This window comes from Methylomarinum vadi (genome assembly GCF_000733935.1).
Classification (GTDB): Bacteria; Pseudomonadota; Gammaproteobacteria; order Methylococcales; family Methylomonadaceae; genus Methylomarinum; species Methylomarinum vadi.
Genome location: NZ_JPON01000001.1, coordinates 487,395 through 511,175, shown reverse-complemented (window position 1 = coordinate 511,175; position 23,781 = coordinate 487,395). Strand labels below are relative to the sequence as shown.

Annotated in this window: 14 protein-coding genes and 2 pseudogenes; 7 read left to right on the top strand and 9 right to left on the bottom strand. The window is 49.2% G+C overall.

The window, feature by feature from the left end:
* Positions 1 to 32: 32 nt before the first annotated feature.
* Together EP25_RS0102600 and EP25_RS0102595 are read left to right on the top strand one after the other, a co-directional pair.
* Positions 33 to 1,085, top strand: coding sequence for an efflux RND transporter periplasmic adaptor subunit (locus EP25_RS0102600; RefSeq protein WP_031432471.1), 1,053 nt, complete (start codon positions 33 to 35; stop codon positions 1,083 to 1,085).
* Complete coding sequence (locus EP25_RS0102595; protein ID WP_031432470.1) at positions 1,082 to 4,123, top strand: efflux RND transporter permease subunit; 3,042 nt, start codon at positions 1,082 to 1,084, stop codon at positions 4,121 to 4,123. Before EP25_RS0102600 ends, EP25_RS0102595 begins: the two co-directional genes overlap by 4 nt.
* A 106-nt stretch (positions 4,124 to 4,229) precedes the next feature.
* On the opposite strand, the gene EP25_RS24010 is transcribed toward EP25_RS0102595, so the two are convergent.
* Positions 4,230 to 4,352 (bottom strand): hypothetical protein, encoded by a 123-nt coding sequence (locus EP25_RS24010; RefSeq protein ID WP_268745408.1) that lies wholly within the window; start codon positions 4,350 to 4,352, stop codon positions 4,230 to 4,232.
* 227 nt (positions 4,353 to 4,579) lie between these two features.
* Here EP25_RS24010 and EP25_RS0102585 point away from each other — a divergent pair, with 227 nt between their 5' ends.
* Positions 4,580 to 6,139 (top strand): GlgB N-terminal domain-containing protein, encoded by a 1,560-nt coding sequence (locus tag EP25_RS0102585; protein WP_031432469.1) that lies wholly within the window; start codon positions 4,580 to 4,582, stop codon positions 6,137 to 6,139.
* A 75-nt stretch (positions 6,140 to 6,214) separates the two neighbouring features.
* Here EP25_RS0102585 and tnpA read toward each other — a convergent pair.
* Positions 6,215 to 6,646: pseudogene (tnpA, locus tag EP25_RS0102575) on the bottom strand (IS200/IS605 family transposase).
* Between the two features lie 79 nt (positions 6,647 to 6,725).
* Here tnpA and glgB (EP25_RS0102570) point away from each other — a divergent pair.
* Positions 6,726 to 8,651, top strand: a complete 1,926-nt coding sequence (gene glgB, locus EP25_RS0102570) for a 1,4-alpha-glucan branching protein GlgB (protein WP_084190930.1) — start codon at positions 6,726 to 6,728, stop codon at positions 8,649 to 8,651.
* Between the two features lie 59 nt (positions 8,652 to 8,710).
* Here glgB (EP25_RS0102570) and glgB (EP25_RS0102565) read toward each other — a convergent pair whose 3' ends face one another.
* The 3 genes from glgB (EP25_RS0102565) to EP25_RS0102550 form a co-directional block, all read right to left on the bottom strand.
* On the bottom strand, positions 8,711 to 10,942 hold the full coding sequence (glgB, locus tag EP25_RS0102565) for a 1,4-alpha-glucan branching protein GlgB (RefSeq protein ID WP_036300161.1): 2,232 nt from the start codon (positions 10,940 to 10,942) through the stop codon (positions 8,711 to 8,713).
* A gap of 293 nt (positions 10,943 to 11,235) precedes the next feature.
* A complete protein-coding gene (locus tag EP25_RS0102560; protein WP_051906340.1) occupies positions 11,236 to 12,873 on the bottom strand; it encodes an IS1182 family transposase in 1,638 nt (545 codons plus the stop codon).
* Between the two features lie 641 nt (positions 12,874 to 13,514).
* Positions 13,515 to 14,279: a DUF47 domain-containing protein gene (locus EP25_RS0102550; protein WP_235185809.1), complete on the bottom strand. Its 765-nt coding sequence runs from the start codon at positions 14,277 to 14,279 to the stop codon at positions 13,515 to 13,517.
* Positions 14,280 to 14,426: 147 nt separating this feature from the next.
* Here EP25_RS0102550 and EP25_RS0102545 point away from each other — a divergent pair, with 147 nt between their 5' ends.
* The gene (locus EP25_RS0102545; RefSeq protein WP_031432464.1) at positions 14,427 to 15,467 is read left to right on the top strand and encodes a glycosyltransferase family 4 protein; all 1,041 of its coding nucleotides are present in this window, start codon (positions 14,427 to 14,429) and stop codon (positions 15,465 to 15,467) included.
* 827 nt (positions 15,468 to 16,294) lie between these two features.
* Here EP25_RS0102545 and EP25_RS21645 read toward each other — a convergent pair.
* Positions 16,295 to 17,646: pseudogene (locus tag EP25_RS21645) on the bottom strand (IS1380 family transposase).
* Between the two features lie 205 nt (positions 17,647 to 17,851).
* On the opposite strand from EP25_RS21645, the gene EP25_RS0102535 reads away from it, so the two are divergent.
* Together EP25_RS0102535 and EP25_RS0102530 are read left to right on the top strand one after the other, a co-directional pair.
* Positions 17,852 to 18,526 carry a TVP38/TMEM64 family protein gene (locus tag EP25_RS0102535; protein ID WP_235185808.1) on the top strand — a complete coding sequence of 225 codons (675 nt, stop codon included), beginning with the start codon at positions 17,852 to 17,854 and terminating at the stop codon, positions 18,524 to 18,526.
* Between the two features lie 79 nt (positions 18,527 to 18,605).
* Positions 18,606 to 19,385 carry a UDP-2,3-diacylglucosamine diphosphatase gene (locus EP25_RS0102530; RefSeq protein ID WP_031432462.1) on the top strand — a complete coding sequence of 260 codons (780 nt, stop codon included), beginning with the start codon at positions 18,606 to 18,608 and terminating at the stop codon, positions 19,383 to 19,385.
* Between the two features lie 195 nt (positions 19,386 to 19,580).
* On the opposite strand, the gene EP25_RS0102525 is transcribed toward EP25_RS0102530, so the two are convergent.
* The 3 genes from EP25_RS0102525 to pstB form a co-directional block, all read right to left on the bottom strand.
* Positions 19,581 to 22,085, bottom strand: coding sequence for a glycogen/starch/alpha-glucan phosphorylase (locus tag EP25_RS0102525; RefSeq protein WP_051906338.1), 2,505 nt, complete (start codon positions 22,083 to 22,085; stop codon positions 19,581 to 19,583).
* 96 nt (positions 22,086 to 22,181) lie between these two features.
* Positions 22,182 to 22,868: a phosphate signaling complex protein PhoU gene (gene phoU / locus EP25_RS0102520; RefSeq protein WP_031432460.1), complete on the bottom strand. Its 687-nt coding sequence runs from the start codon at positions 22,866 to 22,868 to the stop codon at positions 22,182 to 22,184.
* A 54-nt stretch (positions 22,869 to 22,922) separates the two neighbouring features.
* Positions 22,923 to 23,765 carry a phosphate ABC transporter ATP-binding protein PstB gene (gene pstB, locus EP25_RS0102515; RefSeq protein WP_031432459.1) on the bottom strand — a complete coding sequence of 281 codons (843 nt, stop codon included), beginning with the start codon at positions 23,763 to 23,765 and terminating at the stop codon, positions 22,923 to 22,925.
* Positions 23,766 to 23,781 lie beyond the last annotated feature (16 nt).

Below are 23,781 nucleotides of genomic sequence, written 5' to 3'. Positions count from 1 at the left end.
TAGTCCTTATTCTACTGCCGCTTCTCGCCGTCGTGTCGCTCCTACTTTACCTGTCGACAGACCCCAACCAGGCCGCCAACGAAGACACTGCCTCGTCGGCAACCGAACCAATCGCCGAAGTTGAAGCCATTAAACTGCATAAAGGTCAGATCGAAGAGACCTTGACCGCCTATGGCGCGGTTTTACCGCTACCGGACAAGCTGAAAACAATCAGCGTCCCCTATACCAGCCGAATCGACAAAATACAGGTCAACCAGGGACAAACGGTACAGGAAGGCGATCTGCTGATCACGCTGAAACCCGGCGCGGATGCGGTTCTGCAATTGGAACAAGCGCAAAGAGAACTGCGCGCGGCATTGCGGAATAATCAATTGCTACGCGAACGTATCCGCCTGAAACTGGCGACCCAGCAGGATTTGCTGACCTCGAGCTTGCGCGTGGAGCAGGCCAAGATCATGTTGAAAAATCTGGCCGACCGCGGTATCGGCAAGGAACAACAAATCCACGCCGAAAGCAGCGGCATCATTTTTTTGGTCAACGTGCAACAGGGCCAAATTGTCGCCGCCGGCACGCCGCTATTGCAATTGGTCGACAATAGCCAATGGGTGGTGCGTTTGGGCATCGAAACCGAGGATTATGCTCATATACAACTGAATCAGCCGGTCCTGATCACGCCGGTCAACACCCCGGTCGCTCAGCCGGTCAAAGGCCACATCGAAATCATCACCCATCAGATCGATCCCAGCACACGCATGGTTAATGTTTTCATCAGGCCGGAGTTAAACCGGACTCTGCTGATCAACGATTTCGTCGAAGGCCGAATCATCATTTCCAACAACGAAACGCTCGTGGTCCCGCGACAAGCGGTATTGCCGGACGACGGTGGTTACAGTCTGTTCACCGTCGTCGACGGCCGGGCCGTCAAACATGACGTCAAGGTCGGTCTGGAAAACGGGGCGCAAATCGAAGTGATCGCCGACGATTTAAACGTCGGCGACGACGTTGTGGTGTTGGGCAATTACGAACTCGAACCGGGCATGGCGGTTGCCGTCACGCCAAGCGAAGGGAGTGGCCAGCAACAATGAGCATTACGCAATGGGCGCACCGCCACCGACGCTCTATCCTGTTTGTGTTGGTCTTGTTCGCCGCCGCAGGCGGTTTCGCCATCTATCGGACGCCGGTCAGCCTGTTCCCTCAGGTCACCTTCCCGCGGGTAGTCATCAATCTCGATGCCGGCGACATGCCGGCGGAACGCATGGCGGTACAGGTGACCTGGCCGGTGGAAGAGGCGGTAAGGGCCGTGCCGGGGGTGTTGACGGTGCGTTCGGCCACCAGCCGCGGCAGTGCCGATATCGCCGTGAATTTTGACTGGGGCATGGATATGGTGTCGGCCATGCTGCAAGTGGAGTCGGCCATCAATCAGATCCGTTCGACCTTGCCCGCCACGCTGGCATTCGGCGTCAGACGCATGGACCCCACGGTCTTCCCGGTACTCGGCTACAGCCTGACGTCGCCGGCACACAGTCTGGTCGAGCTTCGGGATATGGCTCTTTATCAAATCAGGCCTATCCTGTCGGCCATTCCCGGCGTCGCGAAAGTCGACGTATTGGGCGGGGCCGTCGCGGAATACCAGGTTCTGGTGGATCCGGCACGCATCAATGCCCTGAACCTGAACCTGAACGACGTCGCCAACGCGTTATCGGCTGCCAACGTGATCCAGGCAGTAGGCCGGCTGGAACAACATTACAAGTTGTACCTATTACTGGCCAACACCCAATTGCAAAATTCGCAGCAGATCGGGCAGACGATTTTGCGCAGCGGCCAGAACGGGCTGGTATTTCTGGAAGATGTCGCCCAAGTGATCAAAACGACCGCACCGCAATGGCAACGAATCACCGCCGAAGGCCGGGATGCGGTGCTGTTTCAGATCAATCAACAACCCGGCAGCAGCACCGTGGACATTGCCCGAAACGCGCAGACGCAATTGCAGCTAATCCGCAAAAAGCTGCCCGCCGACGTCCAAATCGCCAAATGGTACGATCAAAGCGACCTGATCGTCGCCTCCGCGCTCAGCGTCAAAGAGGCGTTGCTGATCGGCCTGGGATTGGCTATCCTGACCCTGTTGCTATTCCTGCGCAATATCAAGGTGACTTTGATTGCGGCCATTACCGTGCCCATGGCGCTATCGGCCACCGTGCTGATCATCCACTTATTCGGGCTAGGCTTCAATATTATGACGCTGGGCGGTATGGCCGCCGCCGTCGCCTTGATTATCGACGACGCGATCGTCATGATCGAGCATATTATCCGGCGCATGCGCGAAGCAACGGGCACTTATCTAAACAGAATTCATCTGGCCGCAAGCGAATTCAGTAAACCGCTGGCCGGTTCTTCGGCGTCGACGATCATCATTTTCGCCCCCTTGGCGTTTATCACCGGCGTCAGCGGCAGTTTTTTCAAGGCCTTGTCGATCACGATGGCATCGGCATTGTTCATCTCCTTTATCGTCGCCTGGCTGGCCGTCCCGTTGCTGGCCGAGCACACCTTGACGCAGAACGATACCGAACAGGAGGAGAACGGCCCGTTGACGGGCTGGTTTCACAGGCATTATCGACACTTGTTGCAAATCCTGCTGTCCAAACCCTGGTTGCTGTTGTCGGCCCTGCTTCCGCTGTTGGCCGCCGGGTTTATCGGCTGGCAACAAACCGGTTCCGGCTTCATGCCGTCGATGGACGAAGGCGGGTTCATTCTCGATTACCGCGCCGCACCCGGCACCTCGGTATCGGAAACGGACCGCTTGCTGCGGCAGGTCGAACGAATTCTACGCGAAACGCCGGAAGTGGAGACTTATTCGCGCCGCACCGGTAACAGCCTGGGAGGATTCATTACCGAAGCCAACGAGGGCGATTTCTTTGTCCGCCTGAAACCGTTACCCCGTCGCAGCTTGGACGACGTGATGGATGGGCTCCGGGAGCAGATTAGCCATAACGTGCCCGGACTGGACATCGAGCTGGCCAAACTGATGGAAGACCTGATCGGCGACTTGACCGCGGTTCCGCAACCGATCGAAGTAAAATTGTATGCCGACGACGGAAAGTTATTGAAGGAATTGGCGAACAAGGTGGCCGCGGCGCTGGAAAAAATTACCGGGGTCGTCGACCTCAACAACGGCGTCATTCCGGCCGGCGACGCTTACAATATTCAGGTCCTGCGCGATAAAGCGGCGCTGGAAGGCCTCAGCCCTGATACGGTCAAACAGACATTGAACGCCTACCTGAGCGGCATCGTGACCACGCAACTACAGGAAGGCCCAAAAATGCTCAATCTGCGGGTCTGGATCCCGGCCAATGAACGCGGTTCGTTGCGAGCGCTGGATCGTCTGCGCATTCGCTCGCCGGACGGCCATTGGGTGCCGCTTAAGCGCGTGGCGCAAATCAGCCCGGAAAACGGCCAGGCGCAGATCACCCGCGACAATCTGAAACGCATGATCGCCGTCACCGCCCGAATCAGCGGCCGGGACATGGGCTCCACCATCGCCGATGTCATCCATGCGCTGGAAAGTCCCGGCATGTTGCCGCATGACGTTTATTATGTCCTGGGCGGTTTGTACGAACAGCAGCGCATCGCCTTTCATGACCTGCTGATCGTCTTCATCGCCGCGGTGGCGCTGGTTTTCGCCTTGTTGCTGTATCTATACGAACGCTTTCATGTCGCCCTGGCAATGATGTTGACGACCTTGTCGGCAGTAGCCGCTGTTTTCGTCGGCTTGTGGTTGACCGGGATCGAGTTGAATATCACCGCGATGATGGGCATGACCATGGTCATCGGCATCGTCACCGAAGTCAGCATCTTTTATTATTCGGAATATCAAAGCCTGCCTGAATCGCATGCACCGATTCAACGCATGATTACCGCCGGCAACAATCGCATGCGCCCGATCGCGATGACCACGATTGCCGCGATCCTGGCGCTAATGCCGCTGGCGATGGGAATCGGCGCCGGTTCCGAAATGCTGCAACCGTTGGCCATCGCCATCGTTTCGGGATTGATGGTGCAGATCCCGTTAGTGCTGATTCTACTCCCCGCCCTACTGAAAATTTTTTCCACCACTAGGAGAGTCTGAAACCATTTCTTGCAGCCGATATTCGTAAAATCGTAGCCATTGAAGAAGATATACGAAATCGAAAGCCAATAAGACTGTCCTTTTGAATACAATCCATTTTGTTTAATCAAAAAACCTCTTTAACCTCCGCCAATCCATAATCCGTTTCTTTGCAGTTCCCTCTACCCATTAGCCATGTCGCCACCTCCACTTTGGCATTAATAGAGAAATTATTATCATTATTCTTCATGCTGGATTTTGCCATCATCATCGGGAAACAAAGATTTTCTTGTCGGTAAAGCAATTACGACTATTATCCGAGAAGCCATGCAAGGAAAATCGGTTAAAATTGCTACTCGTCGGATTCGTCTGAACTTCTGCGCTCTTCGAGCAAAAGCCGTTTCCGCTTTCCGTCATCTGTGTTAGGCGCCATTACCGCAAGTAAACCGTGTTAACACATCACCCGGAACGATAAATATGAACGACGACCTGAAAAAAATCGTTGAATCACGCCACGAGCGGCCATTTGAAGTTCTTGGTCCGCAGCGCAAGCGCTCGACAAACGAAGGCCGCCAGTTTGTCATTCGTGTCTTCATCCCCCATGCGCTGGAAGTCACCGTTTTCATTAAGCACCCCAGCAAAAAAATCGTCAAAATGGAGCAAGTCGACCCCGATGGCCTGTTCTGTACCGATGTGGTGATAAGCGAAGGCTCTGATCGATTGGATTATGTCCTGCGGGTAACCGATGCCGGCAAACATCAAGCCGTCATTCGCGACCCTTACAATTTTACCGTTGCCGACCTTGCTGCCGATGAAGAAAAGCGGTTTCTACGGGGCCGATACGACCGTTTATTCGAACGCTGCGGCGCTCACCCGGAAACCAGAAATTCGGTGGCCGGTGTGCGCTTTGGCGTTTGGGCGCCCAATGCGCAACGGGTTTCGGTCGTCGGTAGTTTCAATCGCTGGGACGGCCGTTACCACCCTATGCAAAAAATCAGCGCCGTCGGCTTATGGGAACTGTTTATTCCCGGGGTATCGGACGGCGATTTTTATAAATTCGAGATTAGGTCCCAGCAAGGCGATGTTTTCCTGAAAACCGATCCCTACGCTGTTTGCATCGAGGAATCGCCGGAGGCCGCGGCAATAGTCTGTGATCTGGCGCAGGCTCACCAATGGCAAGACAGCGCCTGGCAAAATGCCGCCAGGCCGCGAAATATTGCCGTTTTTCAACTTTCCCAGCCCGACAAACAAAGTGCCCCGAAAAGATTGACACTAGGCGAATCTGAGCTGGAAAAATTGGCCAGGCAAGGTTATACCCACTTGGAAATCCCCACATTTATCGATGTTAACAGCGAAATCGCCGCTTTTTTCACCCCCAGCCCCCGCATCGGTTCGCCGCAGCATATCCAAGCATTGGTCGACCGCTGTCACAGCCATGGCCTAGGCGTCATCGTCGATGTCATCCCGTTATCCTTAACGAAAACTCCGAAAAACCTAATTTACTTTGACGGCAAACCTTTGTATGAAGGGCAGGAAAAACAAACGGCAGTAGATTTCCACTTTGCCAAAAACCATCCTGGTGTCAGAAATTACCTGTTCTCTTTCGTCCGCTTCTGGCAGGGAAATTACCATATCGACGGTTTTCGTTTAAACAGCGAATACCTCGATTTTTATCGGGATTTGATCGCCTCTTGCAACCAAGAGAATGACAGCGTTCTTTGGCTGGTTCAGGACGTCGATGCGCCGGTTACCCTGAACAAAGACGCGCTTGAAGACCTGCTTCAACATCGTCGCCTCGATAATCCCCACTCAATTTTGGGCCCGCATCGTCATCCGGCCAACAAATGCGCGACGATACGCGCCATACTCCCCAAGGCCCGGCGCGCTTACGTCTATTTCCCCGAGCAAGCGACTGTCCGCTACGAAATGGAACAACTAGGTCGCACGAATCTATGGCAGGCCATTATTCCTTATGCCATGGCGGAGCGAGATTATCGCCTGCAAATGTTAGATACTGACGGCCGGCATAAGGACTAAACAACCACCCGCTCAAGCGGGTGGGTTCCAATAACGGACTGAAAGTCCGGATACGCGTCGACTAAACGACGCGTCTTAGTCGGGCTCCATCTTGAAATTATCGTTTGGATTAGGTTCAAAGTGATGCTCCAAATATTGCTTTATCATCTCATCAGTCATTTGCCCCACTGTGGCGCAAAAATAACCGCGGGCTCAAAAATGTCGACCCCAATATCGCTTTTTCAAGTGCGGGAACTCTTCGAACAGATAGCTCGAAGTTCGTCCCTTGATTCGCCTCATGATTTCGCTTGGGGCCATAGTCGGCGGCGCACTCACCAAAATGTGCACATGATCTTTGCTCACGACACCTTTGATAATCCGTATCTCAAAGGCTTCGCATGTCTGCCGCACCAAGTCTCTCACTCGTTCGGCTATTTCATCCTTCAGCACTTTATAACGATACTTCGTAACCCAAACAAAATGATACTCAATTTGGTAAACCGTATGGCTGCCGTATCTATAGTCCATCGCCACCTCCTTGGGCAAATTATCGCAGCTAAAGCTGACCGGCTAAAGCCGGTGGTTTAAACCTTATGATGGATAATTAATCGATACTTATGCGCTGGATGTTTCCTTTATCAGCGATCACGACAGGCAGTTATTCGGCGCAGGCAATCATTACCACATTTACCAGGTCTTAGGCGCTCATCCGCAAACTTATCGAGATATCGCCGGCATCAATTTTGCCGTCTGGGCGCCGAATGCCGTGGCCATCAATGTGGTTGGCGATTTTAACGATTGGGACGGCAGCGGCCATCCCATGCGTTTTCATAGCGCTTCCGGCATCTGGGAATTGTTCGTTCCGAATATCGGCAACGGCGAGCATTATCAATACCAGATTTTTCCTCGCCATGGCGATCCCTGCCTTAAATCGGATCCTTATGCCTTCTATATGAAAACCGCGCCGGATACCGAAAGTGTGGTTTACAGCATCGACAATATTTATCAATGGCATGACGACGAATGGCTGCAAAAGCGCCGCCGAACCAACGTTTGGCGAACGCCGATCACGATATACGAAGTGCATTTGGGATCGTGGCGGCGCGGCCCGGGCAACCGCCTGCTGAATTACAAGGAAATCGCGGAAAAACTGATTCGTTACGTCAAGGAGATGGGCTTTACCCATATCGAAATTCTACCGGTCGCCGAACACCCTTATGAACCGTCCTGGGGCTACCAGGTGTCGAATTTTTATGCGCCGACGTCTCGCCTGGGCAAGCCCGAAGAGCTTATGGCCTTTATCGACCAATGCCACCAAAACGGAATCGGCGTCTTGCTCGACTGGGTGGCGGGCCATTTCCCCAAAGACGCCCATGCCCTGGCCCGTTTCGACGGCACGGCGCTGTATGAACACGAAGATCCGCGCAAGGGCGAGCACAAGGATTGGGGAACGTTGATCTTCAATTACGGCCGCCACGAAGTCGAAAACTTTCTGATCGCCAACGCCTTGTTCTGGTTGGAGCATTACCATTTCGACGGCCTCAGGGTCGATGCGGTCGCCTCGATGCTGTATCTGGATTATTCGCGCAAGCAAGGCGAATGGATACCGAATATCTACGGCGGCAATGAAAACCTGGAGGCGATCGAGTTTCTGAAACATACCAATTACATCGTTCATGGCCGTTTTCCCGGCGTCATGATGATCGCGGAAGAATCGACCGCCTGGGCCGGCGTGACACGCCCGACCGACGCCGGCGGCCTCGGTTTCGGCTTCAAATGGAATATGGGCTGGATGCACGATATTCTCAATTATCTGCAAACCCCGCCCGAATTCCGCCAATATCATCACAACCGCCTGGGATTCATCTTCCACTATGCCTTCGAGGAAAATTTCATTTTATCCCTGTCGCATGACGAAGTGGTCCACATGAAAGGATCGCTTTATACCAAGATGCCGGGCAACGCATGGGAAAAATTCGCCAATCTGCGGTTGTTGTTTTTCTTTATGGCGACCCATCCGGGCAAGAAGTTGAATTTCATGGGCGCGGAATTTGGCCAACAACAGGAGTGGAACGAATCCGCCGAATTAGCGTGGCAACAGCTGGACAACGACATGAACCAGCGCTTGCAATTGTATTTTAAAAGCTTGAATTTCCTTTACCGCAACGAACCGGTCTTGCACGAAATGGATTGCCGGCCCGCCGGTTTTTCCTGGATTGATTCCAACAACCACGAACAAAGTATTATTGTGTTTAGCCGAAAAGCGAAGGACCCGCGAATCGCGCTGATCATCGTCATCAATTTTTCGGCCATTTCACGCTTCGATTACCGCATTGGCGTCCCCTACCCGACTTCCTATAGCGAAATATTCAACAGCAATAGCGAGGAATACGGCGGATTTAGCCGGTCGGCGCCGGCCAAAACCTATGCCATGGAAGACACTCCGTGGCATGGACAGGAGTTCTCGATCCGCATCGGCAAGTTACCGGCCTTGACCGCCCTGCTGTTGAAGCCAGGCGCTCCCGAAATCTGAATCCAAAAACTTCGCTCTCCCTCGACCACGAAGGAGAGCGTTCGAGTGGAATGTTAAACCTATTTTTCGGCTTTCTTGGATTTCGCTCGGCGCGTTTGGCGCGGTTTTTTCTGTTCCTCGAGTTTTAGAATGACCCCGGCCAATGGCGGTAAGGTCAGACTGACCGAATGCGGCAGGTTCATCCAGGCTACCGGTTCGGACGTGACCGCGCCATTGGTGACGTTACTGCCGTCGTACACGCTCGAATCCGAATTGATAACTTCTTGATAGCGTCCCGCTACCGGCACGCCGATACGGTAATTGTCCCTGACCACGGGGGTAAAATTGAGCACGACAATCAATTCCTGATCCTCGTTTTTCCGACGATAGCTGATGACAGATTGTTCGGCATCGTGGCAATCTATCCATTCAAAACCGAGATGATCGAAATCGTGCTTAAACAAGCAAGGCTGCCCCTTATACAGATTGTTCAAGTCCTTCAACAAGGTTTGAACGCCGCGATGATGAGCGTAATCCAATACGTACCAGTCCAACGCCTGATTGAAATTCCACTGCGTGCCCTGCCCGAATTCACAGCCCATGAATAACAGTTTTTTCCCGGGATAGGTGAACATCATCGTGTACAGCGCGCGCAGATTGGCGAAGCGCTGCCACTCGTCCCCCGGCATTTTTTCCACCATCGATCCCTTGCCGTGGACGACCTCGTCATGGGAAAAAGGCAAGGTAAAGTTTTCGGTAAAGGCGTACAGCATGCCGAAGGTTAATTTATCGTGATGGTATTTTCGATGAACGGGATCTTCCTCCATGTATTCTAGAATGTCGTTCATCCAACCCATGTTCCATTTCATCGAAAAACCCAGGCCGCCGACATAGGTGGGGCGCGTCACGCCGCCCCAGGCGGTCGACTCTTCGGCCATCATCACGGTCCCCGGGTGCTGCTGATGCGTCACCGCATTCAATTCCCGGAAAAAGTCGATCGCCTCGATATTTTCGTTGCCGCCGTATTCGTTCGGAAGCCATTCCCCTTCTTCGCGCGAATAATCCAGATACAGCATCGAGGCCACGGCATCCACCCGCAAGCCGTCGAGATGAAATTCTTCCAGCCAATAAATGGCGCTCGACAGTAAAAAGTTTTTCACTTCGTTGCGGCCATAGTTGTAGATCAAGGTCCCCCAGTCACGGTGTTCGCCTTTGCGCGGATCTTCGTGTTCATACAGCGCCGTGCCGTCGAAACGGGCCAGGGCGAAATCGTCTTTGGGAAAATGGGCCGGCACCCAATCCAGAATGATGCCGATATTGTTCTGATGAAGGGTATCGACGAAGTAGCGGAAATCGTCGGGAGTGCCGAAGCGGCTGGTGGGCGCGAAATATCCCGTGGTTTGATAGCCCCAGGAGGCATCCAGCGGGTGTTCGGTGATCGGCAGCAATTCGATATGGGTAAAGCCCAAATCCTTGACGTATGCGACCAATTGATCGGCCAGCTCGCGATAATTGAGCAAATTACCCTGTTCGTCCCGTCTCCATGAACCGAGGTGGACTTCGTAAATCGACATGGGCTCATGCAACCAATCATGGCCGCCACGTTTTTCCATCCATGTCTGATCCTGCCATTCATAGGTATCGTCCCGTACGACGATGGACGAGGTATTGGGCCTAACTTCGAATTGGCGGCCGTAAGGATCGGTCTTGACCAGGATTTGTCCGCTATGGCGGTTCATGATTTCGAATTTATACAGAGAACCGTCCTTCAAGCCCGGTATAAAAAGCTCCCAGATACCGCTTCCGCCCAAAGTGCGCATGGGGTGGCAACGGCCATCCCAGCGATTAAAATCGCCTACGACGCTGACCCTACCCGCATTAGGCGCCCAGACCGTAAACAATACTCCGTCGATGCCGTCTACCGTATGCAAATTCGATCCCATCTTTCGGTAGGCGTGCCAATGTTTGCCTTCGGCGAACAGATGACGGTCGAATTCCGGCAACTGGACAGGAAAATCGTATGGGTCGTAATCGGTATGTTCGCCGCCATCCTTATCGATCCAGGCCAGTCGGTAATGTCGAGGCAATTCCTTACCCTTGGCCACATACTCGAAGAAGTCGGTGCCGGTCAAACGCGGAATCTGCGGACCTCCATCGGCAAAACTGACTGTTTCGGCGTAAGGCATATACAGCCTAACTTTAACGTGTCCGCCCTGGTGATGGCGCCCCAAAACGGCAAAGGGGTCATGATGACGTGCCTCCGTGATTTTGATTGAATCGTCGCCTAATGTAATGTGGGGGTGCTTATCCATATTGGGTCGCCTCTATATCGTAAATGTCACAATTTGCTGGTTCCAGTTGGCATAGTGTACTCCTCGTTTGATGAGCGAGGACATTTCTTCCATCAAAGAACGTGGTGATAGAAAAATTTAAAGGGCTGAAAAGGATTTCAGGTCCAGTTAAGAACCGACTATTCCAGCACGAATGTTAACTGTTTTTCAGGTCCTTCCCGAATGACGATTAAATATAGTCATCACACTTCAAATTTCGGCACCTTAATTCCTTCGCCCTTCGGAGGGCGTCGTAAAACCCCAATTTCTTTGATTTACCACTGGAAACCGGCCGTATTTTCCACGGTCGGCGAAGTTGGCAAGTCAGTAGTGTAACTCAGCCAAATGTCGACCATTCGGTCAAACGAGCTCATAAACCGGCTAAGCCAATGATATAAAGCACGAAAAAGAGCTGCCACTAAGGCGCGGCTCAGATTGTAAGCCATGGCGTGCAAGGCGAACTCTACTTTGACACCCGCCAAACCTTTACGGCGAAAGCGATTCAAACCTTGGCGACCGCGTAGCTGACTGAAGACGGGCTCCACCATGGCCTGCCGCTGTCGATAGCGTTGCCGAGGTTCGGGCTGGTCCATTTTCAGGCGCAGGGCTTCTTTTTGTGTATCGCTGTCATAGCGTTTGAGGGTGCGACCACTCTCGCTACGCGTGCATTGGGATTTCAGCGGGCAGTCTGAACAGGCATCGCAGGCGTAGACGGTATAAGCGCGGCCACTTTTACCGCCTTTGCAGGTGTGACGGCGAGTCAAGCGTTGTTGCCCCGGACAGCGATAGGTGTCGTCGTCGGCCTGATAAATAAAGCGGCTTTTGGGGATTTGTTTGTTGGATTGTTTGTTCCAATCGTCTCCTTCACTTTGGCCTTCCGGACAAAGCAATTCGATGTTGTGTTGCTCAGCAGTATCCAAGACGCCATTGCTGAAATAGCCAGCATCGAACAGAGCTGTTTCGACGCCTCCCATGGCTTGGGCGCGATCCAGTAAGCCCGGCACCACCTCGGTTTCGCTGGAAGGATGAACGTCGCAAGCCACGATCACTCGATTGTCGTTCGCCAATACCGACGGTTTATAACTGCCGCGAAAGTCTTTGGAGTTCTTTTGCGGCTGTAATACCGCCTCCGGCTCGTTGCTTTGTACTTGGGTCTTGGCCGGATCTTTGCCTTTGGCGGCTTGTTTTTGCTGGCGAGACTTTAGCTCGGCTTGGGCTTGTTCCAATAGGTTCAACCGCTTGCTTGCCGCTGCATCGTCGGGTTTGGCTTGCGCGGCTTCCTGCGCTTGCGCCAAGGCTTGCTTGAGCGCTTCTTCCTTCATCAATTGAAACCGGGAGGACATGGCTTCGATCACGGTACCGTCGCCCGCCAACGTCGTCGTGCCTGAGCCTGTGACTTTCAAAGTACGACGCGCCAGTTGATCGAAAAATTCGGTCGTCAATGATTCGGCATGCTGATGGACGAAACGGCCAATGACTGAGTGATCCGGCATGATACCGCCACTTAGCCACCAACACCCCACATCGGCTCGAGCTAAACGCTCCAAGTCGCGCAGGCTGCTGATGCCTTGTAACAGGCCGTAGAGAATAATCCCCACCATCGCACGTGGCGCATACGGCGGACGCCCGCCGGGCCGATAACGGGCTTCGAACTCGGCGAAGGATAGCGATTGCAGGAAGGGGCGCAATTTCAACGGGATGGTTAAGCCGGCGTGCTCCAGATGTTCGCCGAGCGGTTTACCGTTGATCGATAAGCCGCGCGGGTCGGGCGCTTCAAAATGGGCCATCGGTTCGCTCGAGATCGATTGAGCGATCAACTCAGGTAACGGTTCAACCTCGCATTCATCGAATAGCGAATATTGCTTGGCGCTATACAATGTCCTGACGGGTCTAATGTTTACTTCGGCTGCCATTGATCTATTTCTAATAGGTTTGGATAGGGTTATTTTACCGTATGTAGCTGGTTGGGGGGCTTTTACGACAGCCTCCTTCGGGAGAAGGCTGGATGAGGGCATCAAAAGAACCGAAATTTGAAGTGCGAACAGTATAAACGGACCTGGGACAACCGTTTATTTAAATAAATCCAGGGCTTAACGATGGAAAAAGCAATTAGCGTCCAGCCGATGCAACCATTTGCCACAAGCGGCAATGCCATTAAATAACGGCCTCATGACGAGGGGTCGGTGTTCTCTCGGCTATAAATTTGATCAACCAGGTTTTTGAACCAGATAGGGCGAAATATCATGACATATAAAATCAACACTTCCAGAATAGGCAGAGGAATGATGTGCAACACAATCAATATCAACAATACGATAAAGCAAAGGATCAACCTGGGGAAAAAAGATGATGTGAACATGTTCAGCCCTCCATAAGCCAGCTTATTGTTATAAATGCAATTTACCGTTTACGCTATCGGAAATTATTTAGCAGGCGGTGAATAAACGGAATTTGTTGAAGTCAACCATTATCATATTTAGGACAAACCTACAAATTTAGCTCTGTTGAATAGCGAATCGCATTTTTGAATGCGCGGTAAAGATTGACGACATTATCAGCAATCATGCGCTATAAAGTTTCCATTTTTTTCATTATTGTGCCGGTATCTAACGAGTCGCTCGAGTAATAAGGCCGCATGATAAACCGAATCGGTCGTTTGCTCGAGAACGCCCAAGATCTCGGTCCAATTATTTTCTTCGATTAAAGACAACACCAACACTCTACGTTGTTTTTTTCGCCACTCATGATAGACGAGGTCCGCGTATTCCTCGTTTTTCTTGAGTTCCTTACAACATATTCTCAGGTTGGCCGAATCATTGTCCGGGTAGCGGGCGAACTCTTGTTGCAGTCGGATTATCATGGAAATTAAGTTTGATAAAATATCATGCGCGGCATTTTCTATTTGCCTGGGTTGGCATATATCGATCAATCTTGCGGTATTGTTGATTCCATCGATAATATCATCTAATCGCTTAACCAATTCCTCGGTAATCCGAATTTGCTCTGAATAATTGAGCAACTCCAAGGCACGATAAGCCTCGGCGGTCAATTTATCCCCTATTTCCTCCAGATGTTTTACTTGGTTAATGTGCGTCTCAGGATCGGGAAGATTTCTGAATAGCTGATCAAGCGCATCACCGCAATTGACGGTATTTTCGAGATGTTCTCTAAAAATTGTTTCCAATGAGCGAGAAGCAGAAAAGTCGGAATTTTTGACGTTCATAGATTTTGTGGCTGTATCACGGAATAGTGCAGAGTAATATCCCATTATGACAAAATCATGAAAAACAGCTGCCTCAGGGCTATCATGAGCGATCATACTTCGCCATAAAACGTAGCCTTCGCGGAGTTAAGAACCAAGTATCCTCCTTTTCACATAATTTTCATATATTTTCGTTAAACTCCCGGATTACTGTGGATTCGATGACAGAATTCACACAGACAACCTTTGACGGAGTATCGAATCATGAAAATTGTCATTGTCACCGACGCCTGGGAGCCGCAGGTCAACGGTGTTATCAACACATTGAAACATACCGCAAAGGTTATCGAATCGAAGGGACATGAAGTGCGCTTCATCACCCCGCAATTTTTTAAGACGGTGCCTACCCCTACTTATCCCGAAATACGCTTATCGCTTTTTCCTTTTCGTAAATTGGAAAAAATGATCGATGAAATCCGGCCGCAAGTCGTGCATATCGCCACCGAGGGACCTTTAGGCCTGGCCGCGCGACGCTATTGCAAGAAATACAAATTACGTTTCACCACCGCCTACCATACCCAATTTCCCGAATATATCCGATTGCGCGCGCCCGTACCCCTGAGCGTCAGTTATGCCTTTATGCGCTGGTTCCATGGCGGAGCCGTCTACACCCTGGTGACCACGGAATCCATGCATGAGCACCTAAGCGGCTGGGGATTGAAAAACCTGAAGGTTTGGACGCGCGGCGTCGACACTGACTTATTTTGTCAAGGCGACAAGAAATTCCTCAATACCGAACGCCCTGTATTCATGTACATCGGACGCGTCGCGGTGGAAAAAAATATCCAGTCCTTTCTCGAATTGGACCTGCCCGGCAGTAAATATGTCGTCGGCGACGGGCCACAGTTACAAGAATTAAAGGAAAAATTTCCGGAAGTCACCTTTACGGGCTATGTAGACAACCATCTCTTGTCTCAACATCTCGCCGCCGCCGATGTCTTCGTGTTCCCAAGCAAGACGGACACCTTCGGGCTGGTGTTATTGGAAGCGAATGCCAGCGGTCTGCCGATTGCCGCCTACCCCGTCCCGGGTCCCAAGGATGTGGTCATTCAAGGAATCAACGGCCACCTAAGCGAGGATCTCCGCGAAGCCTGCATGCAAGCCTTGCAACTCAGTCCCGATAATTGCCGTAAAATCGCCGAGCAATATTCCTGGGAACGAGTTGGAGAACAATTGCTGTCCTATCTGCAGGTCAACGATGTTCAGGATGGCTTATACAAACCAAGCCAAAAATCAGCCGGGTAAAGGTAACGTTAAAATTGTAACCTTCGCCCAAGCGAAGACGCAGAATCAATTTGTTACTAAAGTTTCGGGGCGGCTACTCGCTCTCAATCACAAGCTTTCCCAGCCAGAGCCAATTGAATCAGTTTCAGCAAGTTATAGTCTTTATTGCCATGGTCCCACTCGAGGACACTTTTCCAACAAATTTTTATTTTGTATCTTCTCTTTTTCCTCCGTCCAAGACGCGATTTGTTTCTAGCTTCCTCCGGGAACCCACTCTGATCAATCGGTCATCAGTGCGAATGGTTGCCGCAGTTACAATGTTTTTACGTTTCGAAAAACCGCTTGCGTCAGCTTCACGCTTCTTTCAAGCTGGGCTCGCAGCATCCCTCTTGCACTTAGCTATAATTGTCGTTACTACTTCCGGATATCTCCTTTCAGCTATCAAGTTCTAGCTCATGCCAGGCACACTAGGTTTAGCGATATCGAAGCTCAACATTTCCGGCGTGCCTAAATTTGTTGAGCTTCATTTCATTCAACCTACACAAATATAAGACATCCCACAACTAATCTAATTGCTAACAAACATTACTGTCATATTCCGGTCATATTTTAATGCTATCTATAACCTGAATCAGTGACTTCAATTATTGGTTGGGAAATTAATTCTTGAGTTTTCCAAAATTCGGAGATTTTATAACGCTATCAATAAAGTCGAGTTTAACTGAGGATTATTGAAACTTTTTTTCGTAGGTTTTGAGAAAATAATAGGGGTATGGCGTTTTTTGGGCAAAGAGAGATTAAACGCGGTGTTGCCACGCTGATGGTTTGAAGCTGAAAACGTTGAAGGGTTAACCGGCGGCGAGTTTTGTGTAGGTCGATTCAAACGCGATAAAGCCGGGGCAAGCGTTGGAAAAGCGCAGTTTTAACCGGCGACCGGTACGGATCAAACGGGCGGCCAGATACATGAGTTCTTGAATGACGGTTCTGATGCGGCGTCGTTTGGCCGGATGCCGAATGGGGCTTTGTTGCCCCAGTAAGCCGATCAGGCCGATCCAGCGCAAGATATTGTAGCTGTAGGCGCTCAGGGTCATGATGACATCGTTGGTGGCGAATTTGCCCGAAGGCAAGCGTTCGATGTCCAGATCCGTTTTAAACTCGCTGTGAAATTGCTCGGCGGTGGCATGATCACGATACAGTTGAACGATCAATGTGTCGTCATATTCGGTAGAAGCTAGGCTTGTCCACCAGCCTTCCATCTCGATCTCAGGGAACAGCAGGAGTTGTCCCTTAGCCGTTGTCGTTCGTTCGGTGATTTGCACTTGTGCCCTGTGGGTATGACGCGACGACAGGAATAGGTTTGGCCGTTTCGGGTGTGTTCCTCCGTGACACTAAATAAGGCCACCCGTTTGCCTTCACGTGGTGTGTCCCATTGTCCGTGTTGCTCGGCGTAGGCTAGCCAAGCATCGGCATTCTGTTTACGGGGATTCCATTTGATGATGAACTCGGCTTGCTCGTCTTCCTGTAAGACAATTCGGTTGTCGAGTGCGTCATGCCCGCTATCCAGGCGAACAAGTAACGGCAAGGGTGTCAGACGCTTGGCTGCAGTCAGTCCGCGCTCCAAGGAATAGAGGAATTCGTATTGGCAATGTTGCTTGCCTTCGCGCAGTTCGTTGCCAAGACACCAGCCTTCTTGGCCCAAATAAAGCGCGATGGGGGCATAGCCGTCGAATCCTTTATAGGTCCGGGAGACGCCTTCCTTGCGCGTTTTTTCGTTGTTCATCGGATAAACATCGATATCCAGCGCCACATGACCAGTGGCTAACGGCGTTACCGGGACTTGCGCGTGGGCCAGAAAATCGATGTTGCTCTGATAAACGAGCGGCAATAGTGCCTCGGCGTGTTCGTCCAACCGTTGTCTAAGGCGAGCGCTGGAGGGGACTTGTTGAATCGACAGCGCGGTTTTGAAATAGTCGTCGTCGCGGTAATTCTCAATCGCTTCGAAATCGCTCTTGCCCAGGCAAAGCGACCCGATCATGCTTTTGATAATATCGGCATGAGCGATACCGTGGCGCAATGGAATACCCTTATCCAGCACTTGATTGAGTTGGCCATACTGATTCAAACATAAGCCCACTAAGGCTAATCCGGAATGGCTGGTATAAAATTCAGTTTCTGACTGCTCCAGGATAAATCGTTTCATGATTCACTGAGTGGGTGAATGAAGAAATAACGACATTATCCCAGATTAAGCTTGTTAAATCATTAGGATAGAAGAGATTATCACTTCTTAAGTCACGGATTCAGGTATAATTTTATGCGATTAGTTCTGCTATATACAATCGATCCATTCATATGCGCTGAGTTATTTTTATCATTTGCTTTTCAAAAAACACAACACAATAAAAATGATGCAATATAATAGGAGTCATATATTAGTATTATTAATTTTTCTTATAATAATTCCAATATATTTTTTTGACTTTTTAACCTTAGAAAACATACAAAACAATAAAATTTGGTTAAAGGAATTTATCAATAACAACTACTTTTTCTCTGTTTTTTTGTTTTTTATTTCATGCCTAATTTTTATCAACTCCCCCATCCCTCTTGCTGCCTTGGTGAAAATAATTGGCGGTTTCTTATTTGGGTTTCGCATGGGAGCTATTTATAATGTTATTGCAACAATTATAGCCTGTTTAGCCGGCTTTATTATTTCAAGATATGCTTTCAAAAAAGAATTTGAAAAAGTTTATTACGACCGTCTCAAAAGAGTCGAGAATGAAATAGAAACCAATGGATCTTATTATTTCTTGACATTAAGACTGATCATGATTATACCTTATTTTATAATAAACATTGTAGCTGGCATATCGAGAATTTCATTTAAAAAATACTTATTTAGTACCATATTAGGCGTAATCCCGGCATCGCTAATTTATGCAAATGGAGGCAACAAACTCGAACATATCAATTCAGTAGCTGAATTATTCAAATTTGAAGTAATTATATCATTGTTATTGGTCATATTTATTTCTTTATTCCCCATGCTAATAAAGCGATTAAATCAAGACCGATACTAAAACAAGCCTAAACTCTAATAATAATAAATATTTTATAATAAACACTTGATATCAGCACCTATTTACACAATATACTTTCATGGAAAAAAAACTTTATCGTACCATTTGGATTTCTGATTTACATCTTGGTTCTACCCAATGTCAAGCGGATGTATTACTTGACTTCTTAAAAAACAATGAAAGCGATAAGCTGTATTTAGTCGGTGATATTATCGATTTCTGGGCATTGTCAAAAAAAATGTATTGGCCAACGGAGCATAATACAGTAATCCAAAAAATTTTAAGAAAAGCCCGACACGGAACACATGTTATTTATGTGCCGGGAAACCATGACGACCCAATCAGGAACTATGAAAATTATGTCTTTGGGGATATCGTCGTTAAAAATTCTGATTACCATACCACCGCTGATGGAAAACGTTTTCTAATAGTCCACGGTGACGAATACGACACAATTGCCCAATATCATCAATGGATAGCCAAGTTAGGAAGCATTGGCTATGATTTTCTCCTTGAAGTGAATCGCTTTTTACGAATAACCAGACGTTTTTTGGGTATCAGATCTAATTTCTCTCTGGCTGCTTTTGTAAAATTCAAGGTTAAAAATGTCGTAAAATTTATCTCAGATTATGAGGAAAGTCTGGTCAATACGCTTAAAAATGAACAGTTGGACGGCGTCATCTGTGGTCATATACATCATGCCGAAATTAAATCGATCAACCAATTCCTGTACGTCAATACAGGTGACTTCGTCGAAAGCTGTACTGCGGTAGTTGAACATCACGACGGCAGTTTACAACTAATCGATTGGTTTGATGAAGCAAAGAAAATTTCGATGGAAACAGTCAGTCAAGCTTAATACACTTAATGCATGCCTTTATAGATAAATCCGTCATTCTGGCCTGGATTCCCGCAATCCAGGCAACAAGGATGTTTGGAGAGCGTCATCCTTGGCACTGCATACCGGCTTCCCGGCGAGCATGACAACATTAGTGTATAAAGAGATGCACTTGAGGACTTATTTTGATTGATTTTCTGGTCGCCGTAGTTCGGTTTATTTAGTGCCAACAGGTTGCGATTCCAGCTTCCATATATCGCGGTTATATTCGCTGATGGTTCTGTCGGTAGAAAATTTACCGCTGTTGGCGCAATTGATGATACTCATTTTTATCCAACGGTCCCGATCGCGATATGCCTCTTCAACCCGTTTTTGCGTATCGATATAACTTCGAAAATCGGCCACCGTCATCCAGGGATCGTTTGGGCTTTTGATGGAACCAATAAGCTCGTCGAAAATCCCCGGCTCGAACTGATTGAAATGACCACATTCCAACAGTTTCACCACCTGCCTTAAATCCTCGTCCTGTTCGATCGTCGACACCGGGTCGTAATGTTTTCTTCGCTCTGCGACCTGCGCTTCGGTCAAACCGAACAAAAAGAAATTATCCTCTCCAACTTCTTCGAGAATTTCAATATTGGCGCCGTCAAGAGTACCGATCGTAACCGCCCCGTTCATCATCAGCTTCATGTTACCGGTACCCGAGGCTTCTTTACCGGCAGTCGAAATCTGTTCCGACAAATCGGCGCCTGGACATATTTTTTCCATCGCCAAAACGGAGTAGTCCGACAAAAATACCAACTGCAATTTGCCTTGGGTATCGGGATCCGAATTGATCACATCGGCAACGTTGTTGATAAGTTTGATGATTTTTTTAGCAGCTTTGTAACCCGGTGCGGCTTTGCCGCCAATCAACACGCAACGAGGCACCCAATTAGCGGTATCGCCTTTTTTAATTCGGTTATAGAGATAAATAACATGCAAGATATTTAGTAATTGCCGCTTATACTCATGTATCCGTTTTACTTGTACGTCAAACAGGGCTTCAAGATTGATATCGATATCGTGTTGCTGTTGTTTAAATTCGATCAGCTTTTGCTTAGCCAACTGCTTTGTACGATACCAACGCTGTCTGAATTCGGCATCCTCAGCATAAGGCAGTAGTTTTTTCAGCAGGGATAAATCGGACATCCAGTCGTCGCCTATCGTTTCACTGATTAACGCCGCCAGTCCGGGATTGCTTGCGATCAACCAACGCCTCGGCGTGACGCCATTGGTTTTATTATTGAATTTCTGCGGCCATAAGGCGTAAAAATCGCTGAACAAATCACGCTGCAACAATCGCGAATGCAACTCGGCCACGCCGTTGACCGAATAGCTGCCGACAATCGCCAGATAAGCCATTCTGACCTGTTGCTCTTCGCCTTCTTCTATCAACGACATACGGCGTTGCCGCTCGAAATCGCCCGGCCAATGCGCCGAAACCTCGGCTAAAAAGTGAGCATTGATTTCGAAGATAATTTCCATCAACCGGGGCAAAAGGCCGCGCATCAAACTGACGGGCCACTTTTCCAGCGCTTCGGGCAAGAGCGTATGGTTGGTATAGGCCATCGTGTTACGCGTGATGGTCCAGGCATCTTGCCATCCCAAGCCATGGTTATCGATCAACAAACGCATCAATTCGGCGACGGCTATGCTGGGGTGCGTATCATTCAACTGAAAACAGTTTTTCGCTGCAAATTGACTGAAATCCTCGCCGTGCAGAGCCACCCAATGCGTCACGACATCCTGCAAACTGGCGGACGCCAAAAAATATTGCTGACGCAATCTTAATTCTTTTCCGTTCTCGTTGGCATCGTTTGGATAAAGCACCATGGTAATATTTTCGGCACTGATTTTTTCCGCCACAGCTTCGGCATAATCTCCTTCATTGAACTCATCGAGATTGAACTCTTCGGTCGCTACCGCTTTCCATAAACGAAGTGTATTGACGGTATCGTTACAATATCCCGGCACCGGCGTGTCGAAAGGTACCGCCAAAACATCGCTCGTTTCTATCCAGTGAACGCGCTTCTTACCTGATTCATCCGTTTGCAACTGGGTACGTCCGCAAAATTTGATTCGATGTGAATATTCCAAGCGTTCGATTTCCCAGATATTGCCGCGACGCAGCCAATGATCCGGTTTCTCGACTTGTTCGCCATTGACAATATTCTGGGTAAACATGCCATATTCATAGCGCAAACCATAGCCGATTACAGGCAATTGCATCGTCGCGCAACTGTCCATAAAACAGGCGGCAAGACGCCCCAAACCACCATTGCCCAATCCTGCATCCAGTTCGGCATTGATTAATTCATCGGTTTCGATTCCTAATTCGCTCAAGCCTTCACTCACGGCATCTTTCGCACCCAAATTCAGCATTGAATTAGTCAAAGAACGTCCCAGCAAATATTCCATCGAGAGATAGAACCCTCTCCTGCAGCCTGAATATTTATATTTTTTATGCGTCGCCTTCCAGCGTTCCATCAAACGGTCACGGAGTGCCAGAGAGATCGCTTCAAATGCGTAATAAGGTGTGCGGCAATTTTCGTCCCGACCCAATAGATGGATGTAATACTGTTTGAAACTCTCAATGAGTTCTTTTTTCTTCAAGCCTTGTTCGGGCAAAGCAAGGGATGGTAACGTTGGATGAATGTTTTTTGATTTATGCGGGGACATGATTGAATCAGTAATCAATAAGCATCTATGAACGCGAATTACCTGACGGACCAAATCAATCGGCAATCAGCTTGGCACTTCGTGGAAACCAAACACTCATTCGCCGTGTTGTTTGCGGATATTCTTACCTGCCAGCATGAAGATCAAAAATTCGTTGATGCTACGGCAATGATCGCCACAGTGTTCCAAAGCTTTCATGATCTGAAAGATATTCAGTGACCGACTCATGATGCGTGGATTTTCGATGACGAATGTCAGTTGTCGGCGGATACCGGCCTGAAATTCCTCGCCATAATCCCATTTTTCGTTGAGCAATTGATAAGCGCCCGCCAAATCGCAGTTATCGAATGACAAAATCACCTGTTTGAGCATGTCAGAGATCATTTCGCCCATCTTAATGATATCTCTTAGTAATTGCTGATTAGGGTCACTGCTATGTTTATCGAACAATAAGGTGGTCAATTTAGCAATCTTTACGATTTCATCGCCGATCAACTCCAAACCAAGCACCATTTTCGAAATAGAAATGACCAATCTCAAATCATTCGCCACCGGCGAGCGTTTGGCCAATATGGCCAATATCTCGCCGTCAATCTTAATTTCGTGTTTATCGACTTCCTGGTCCCGCACAATCACTTTTTCAGCAAGACTGGTATCTCTATCATGCAATGCCTGTAAGGCAAGATCGAGCTGATTGATTACCAGGCCCGCCATTTCCAGAACCAGGCAATGGAGATTATCCAATTCGCCGTCAAACATTTTACAGGTATGTTCTTTTGTCATCATCGGCGACTATTTAACAGCGAAGGAGGGTGACCAGGATGTTAGCCATGGCTGTTAACCGAAACGCCCGGTAATATAATCCTCGGTCAAAGGATGTTTCGGGTTAGTGAAGATTTCGGTCGTTTCGCCGACCTCGATCAAATGACCCAGATGAAAATACGCCGTGCGTTGCGAAACCCTGGCCGCTTGTTGCATCGAATGGGTAACGATAACAATCGTAAACCGTTCTCTCAGTTCGGCGATTAATTGTTCGATAGTCGCCGTCGCGATGGGGTCCAGAGCCGAGCAAGGTTCGTCCATCAAAATAACTTCGGGATTAACAGAAATCGTACGGGCGATACATAAGCGTTGTTGTTGTCCCCCCGATAGACCGGTACCGGGCTCATCCAATCGATCCTTGACCTCTTCCCAGAGACCGGCCTTGATCAATGAATCCTCGACAATATCATCCAATTCGGCCTGATTAGCGGCCAGGCCGTGAATCCTGGGACCGTAGGCAATATTGTCGTAGATTGATTTCGGAAACGGATTGGGCTTTTGAAACACCATGCCGACCTTGGCCCGCAACGGCACGACATCCAACTTCTTATCGTAGATATCCATGCCATCGATCTGGATTTGGCCTTCAACCCGGCAACCCACTATGGTGTCGTTCATCCGATTCAAGGTGCGTAAAAAAGTCGATTTGCCGCAGCCCGACGGACCGATGAAAGAGATGACTTCTTTATTGCCTATTTCTAATGAAAGATCGTTGATCGCCTGTTTCTCGCCATAAAAGACACTGACTTTGTTACAGACGATACGTGCATTTTCGGAGGTTAGACGGCCCACGGTTACCCGGCTGTCTCGATCAATTTCAACAGTATTAGCTGTATCCATAATTGTTTCTTTTTTCATGGAAAAATCCGATGGG

What these genes read in the sequence shown, in the direction of transcription:
- EP25_RS0102595 (WP_031432470.1), top strand. Translation starts at nt 1,082, where the DNA reads ATGAGCATTACGCAATGGGCGCACCGCCACCGACGCTCTATCCTGTTT.
- EP25_RS24010 (WP_268745408.1), bottom strand. Translation starts at nt 4,352, where the DNA reads ATGAAGAATAATGATAATAATTTCTCTATTAATGCCAAAGTGGAGGTG.
- EP25_RS0102585 (WP_031432469.1), top strand. Translation starts at nt 4,580, where the DNA reads ATGAACGACGACCTGAAAAAAATCGTTGAATCACGCCACGAGCGGCCA.
- glgB (WP_036300161.1), bottom strand. Translation starts at nt 10,942, where the DNA reads ATGGATAAGCACCCCCACATTACATTAGGCGACGATTCAATCAAAATC.
- EP25_RS0102560 (WP_051906340.1), bottom strand. Translation starts at nt 12,873, where the DNA reads ATGGCAGCCGAAGTAAACATTAGACCCGTCAGGACATTGTATAGCGCC.
- EP25_RS0102550 (WP_235185809.1), bottom strand. Translation starts at nt 14,279, where the DNA reads ATGATCGCTCATGATAGCCCTGAGGCAGCTGTTTTTCATGATTTTGTC.
- EP25_RS0102545 (WP_031432464.1), top strand. Translation starts at nt 14,427, where the DNA reads ATGAAAATTGTCATTGTCACCGACGCCTGGGAGCCGCAGGTCAACGGT.
- EP25_RS0102535 (WP_235185808.1), top strand. Translation starts at nt 17,852, where the DNA reads ATGATGCAATATAATAGGAGTCATATATTAGTATTATTAATTTTTCTT.
- EP25_RS0102530 (WP_031432462.1), top strand. Translation starts at nt 18,606, where the DNA reads ATGGAAAAAAAACTTTATCGTACCATTTGGATTTCTGATTTACATCTT.
- EP25_RS0102525 (WP_051906338.1), bottom strand. Translation starts at nt 22,085, where the DNA reads ATGTCCCCGCATAAATCAAAAAACATTCATCCAACGTTACCATCCCTT.
- phoU (WP_031432460.1), bottom strand. Translation starts at nt 22,868, where the DNA reads ATGACAAAAGAACATACCTGTAAAATGTTTGACGGCGAATTGGATAAT.
- pstB (WP_031432459.1), bottom strand. Translation starts at nt 23,765, where the DNA reads ATGAAAAAAGAAACAATTATGGATACAGCTAATACTGTTGAAATTGAT.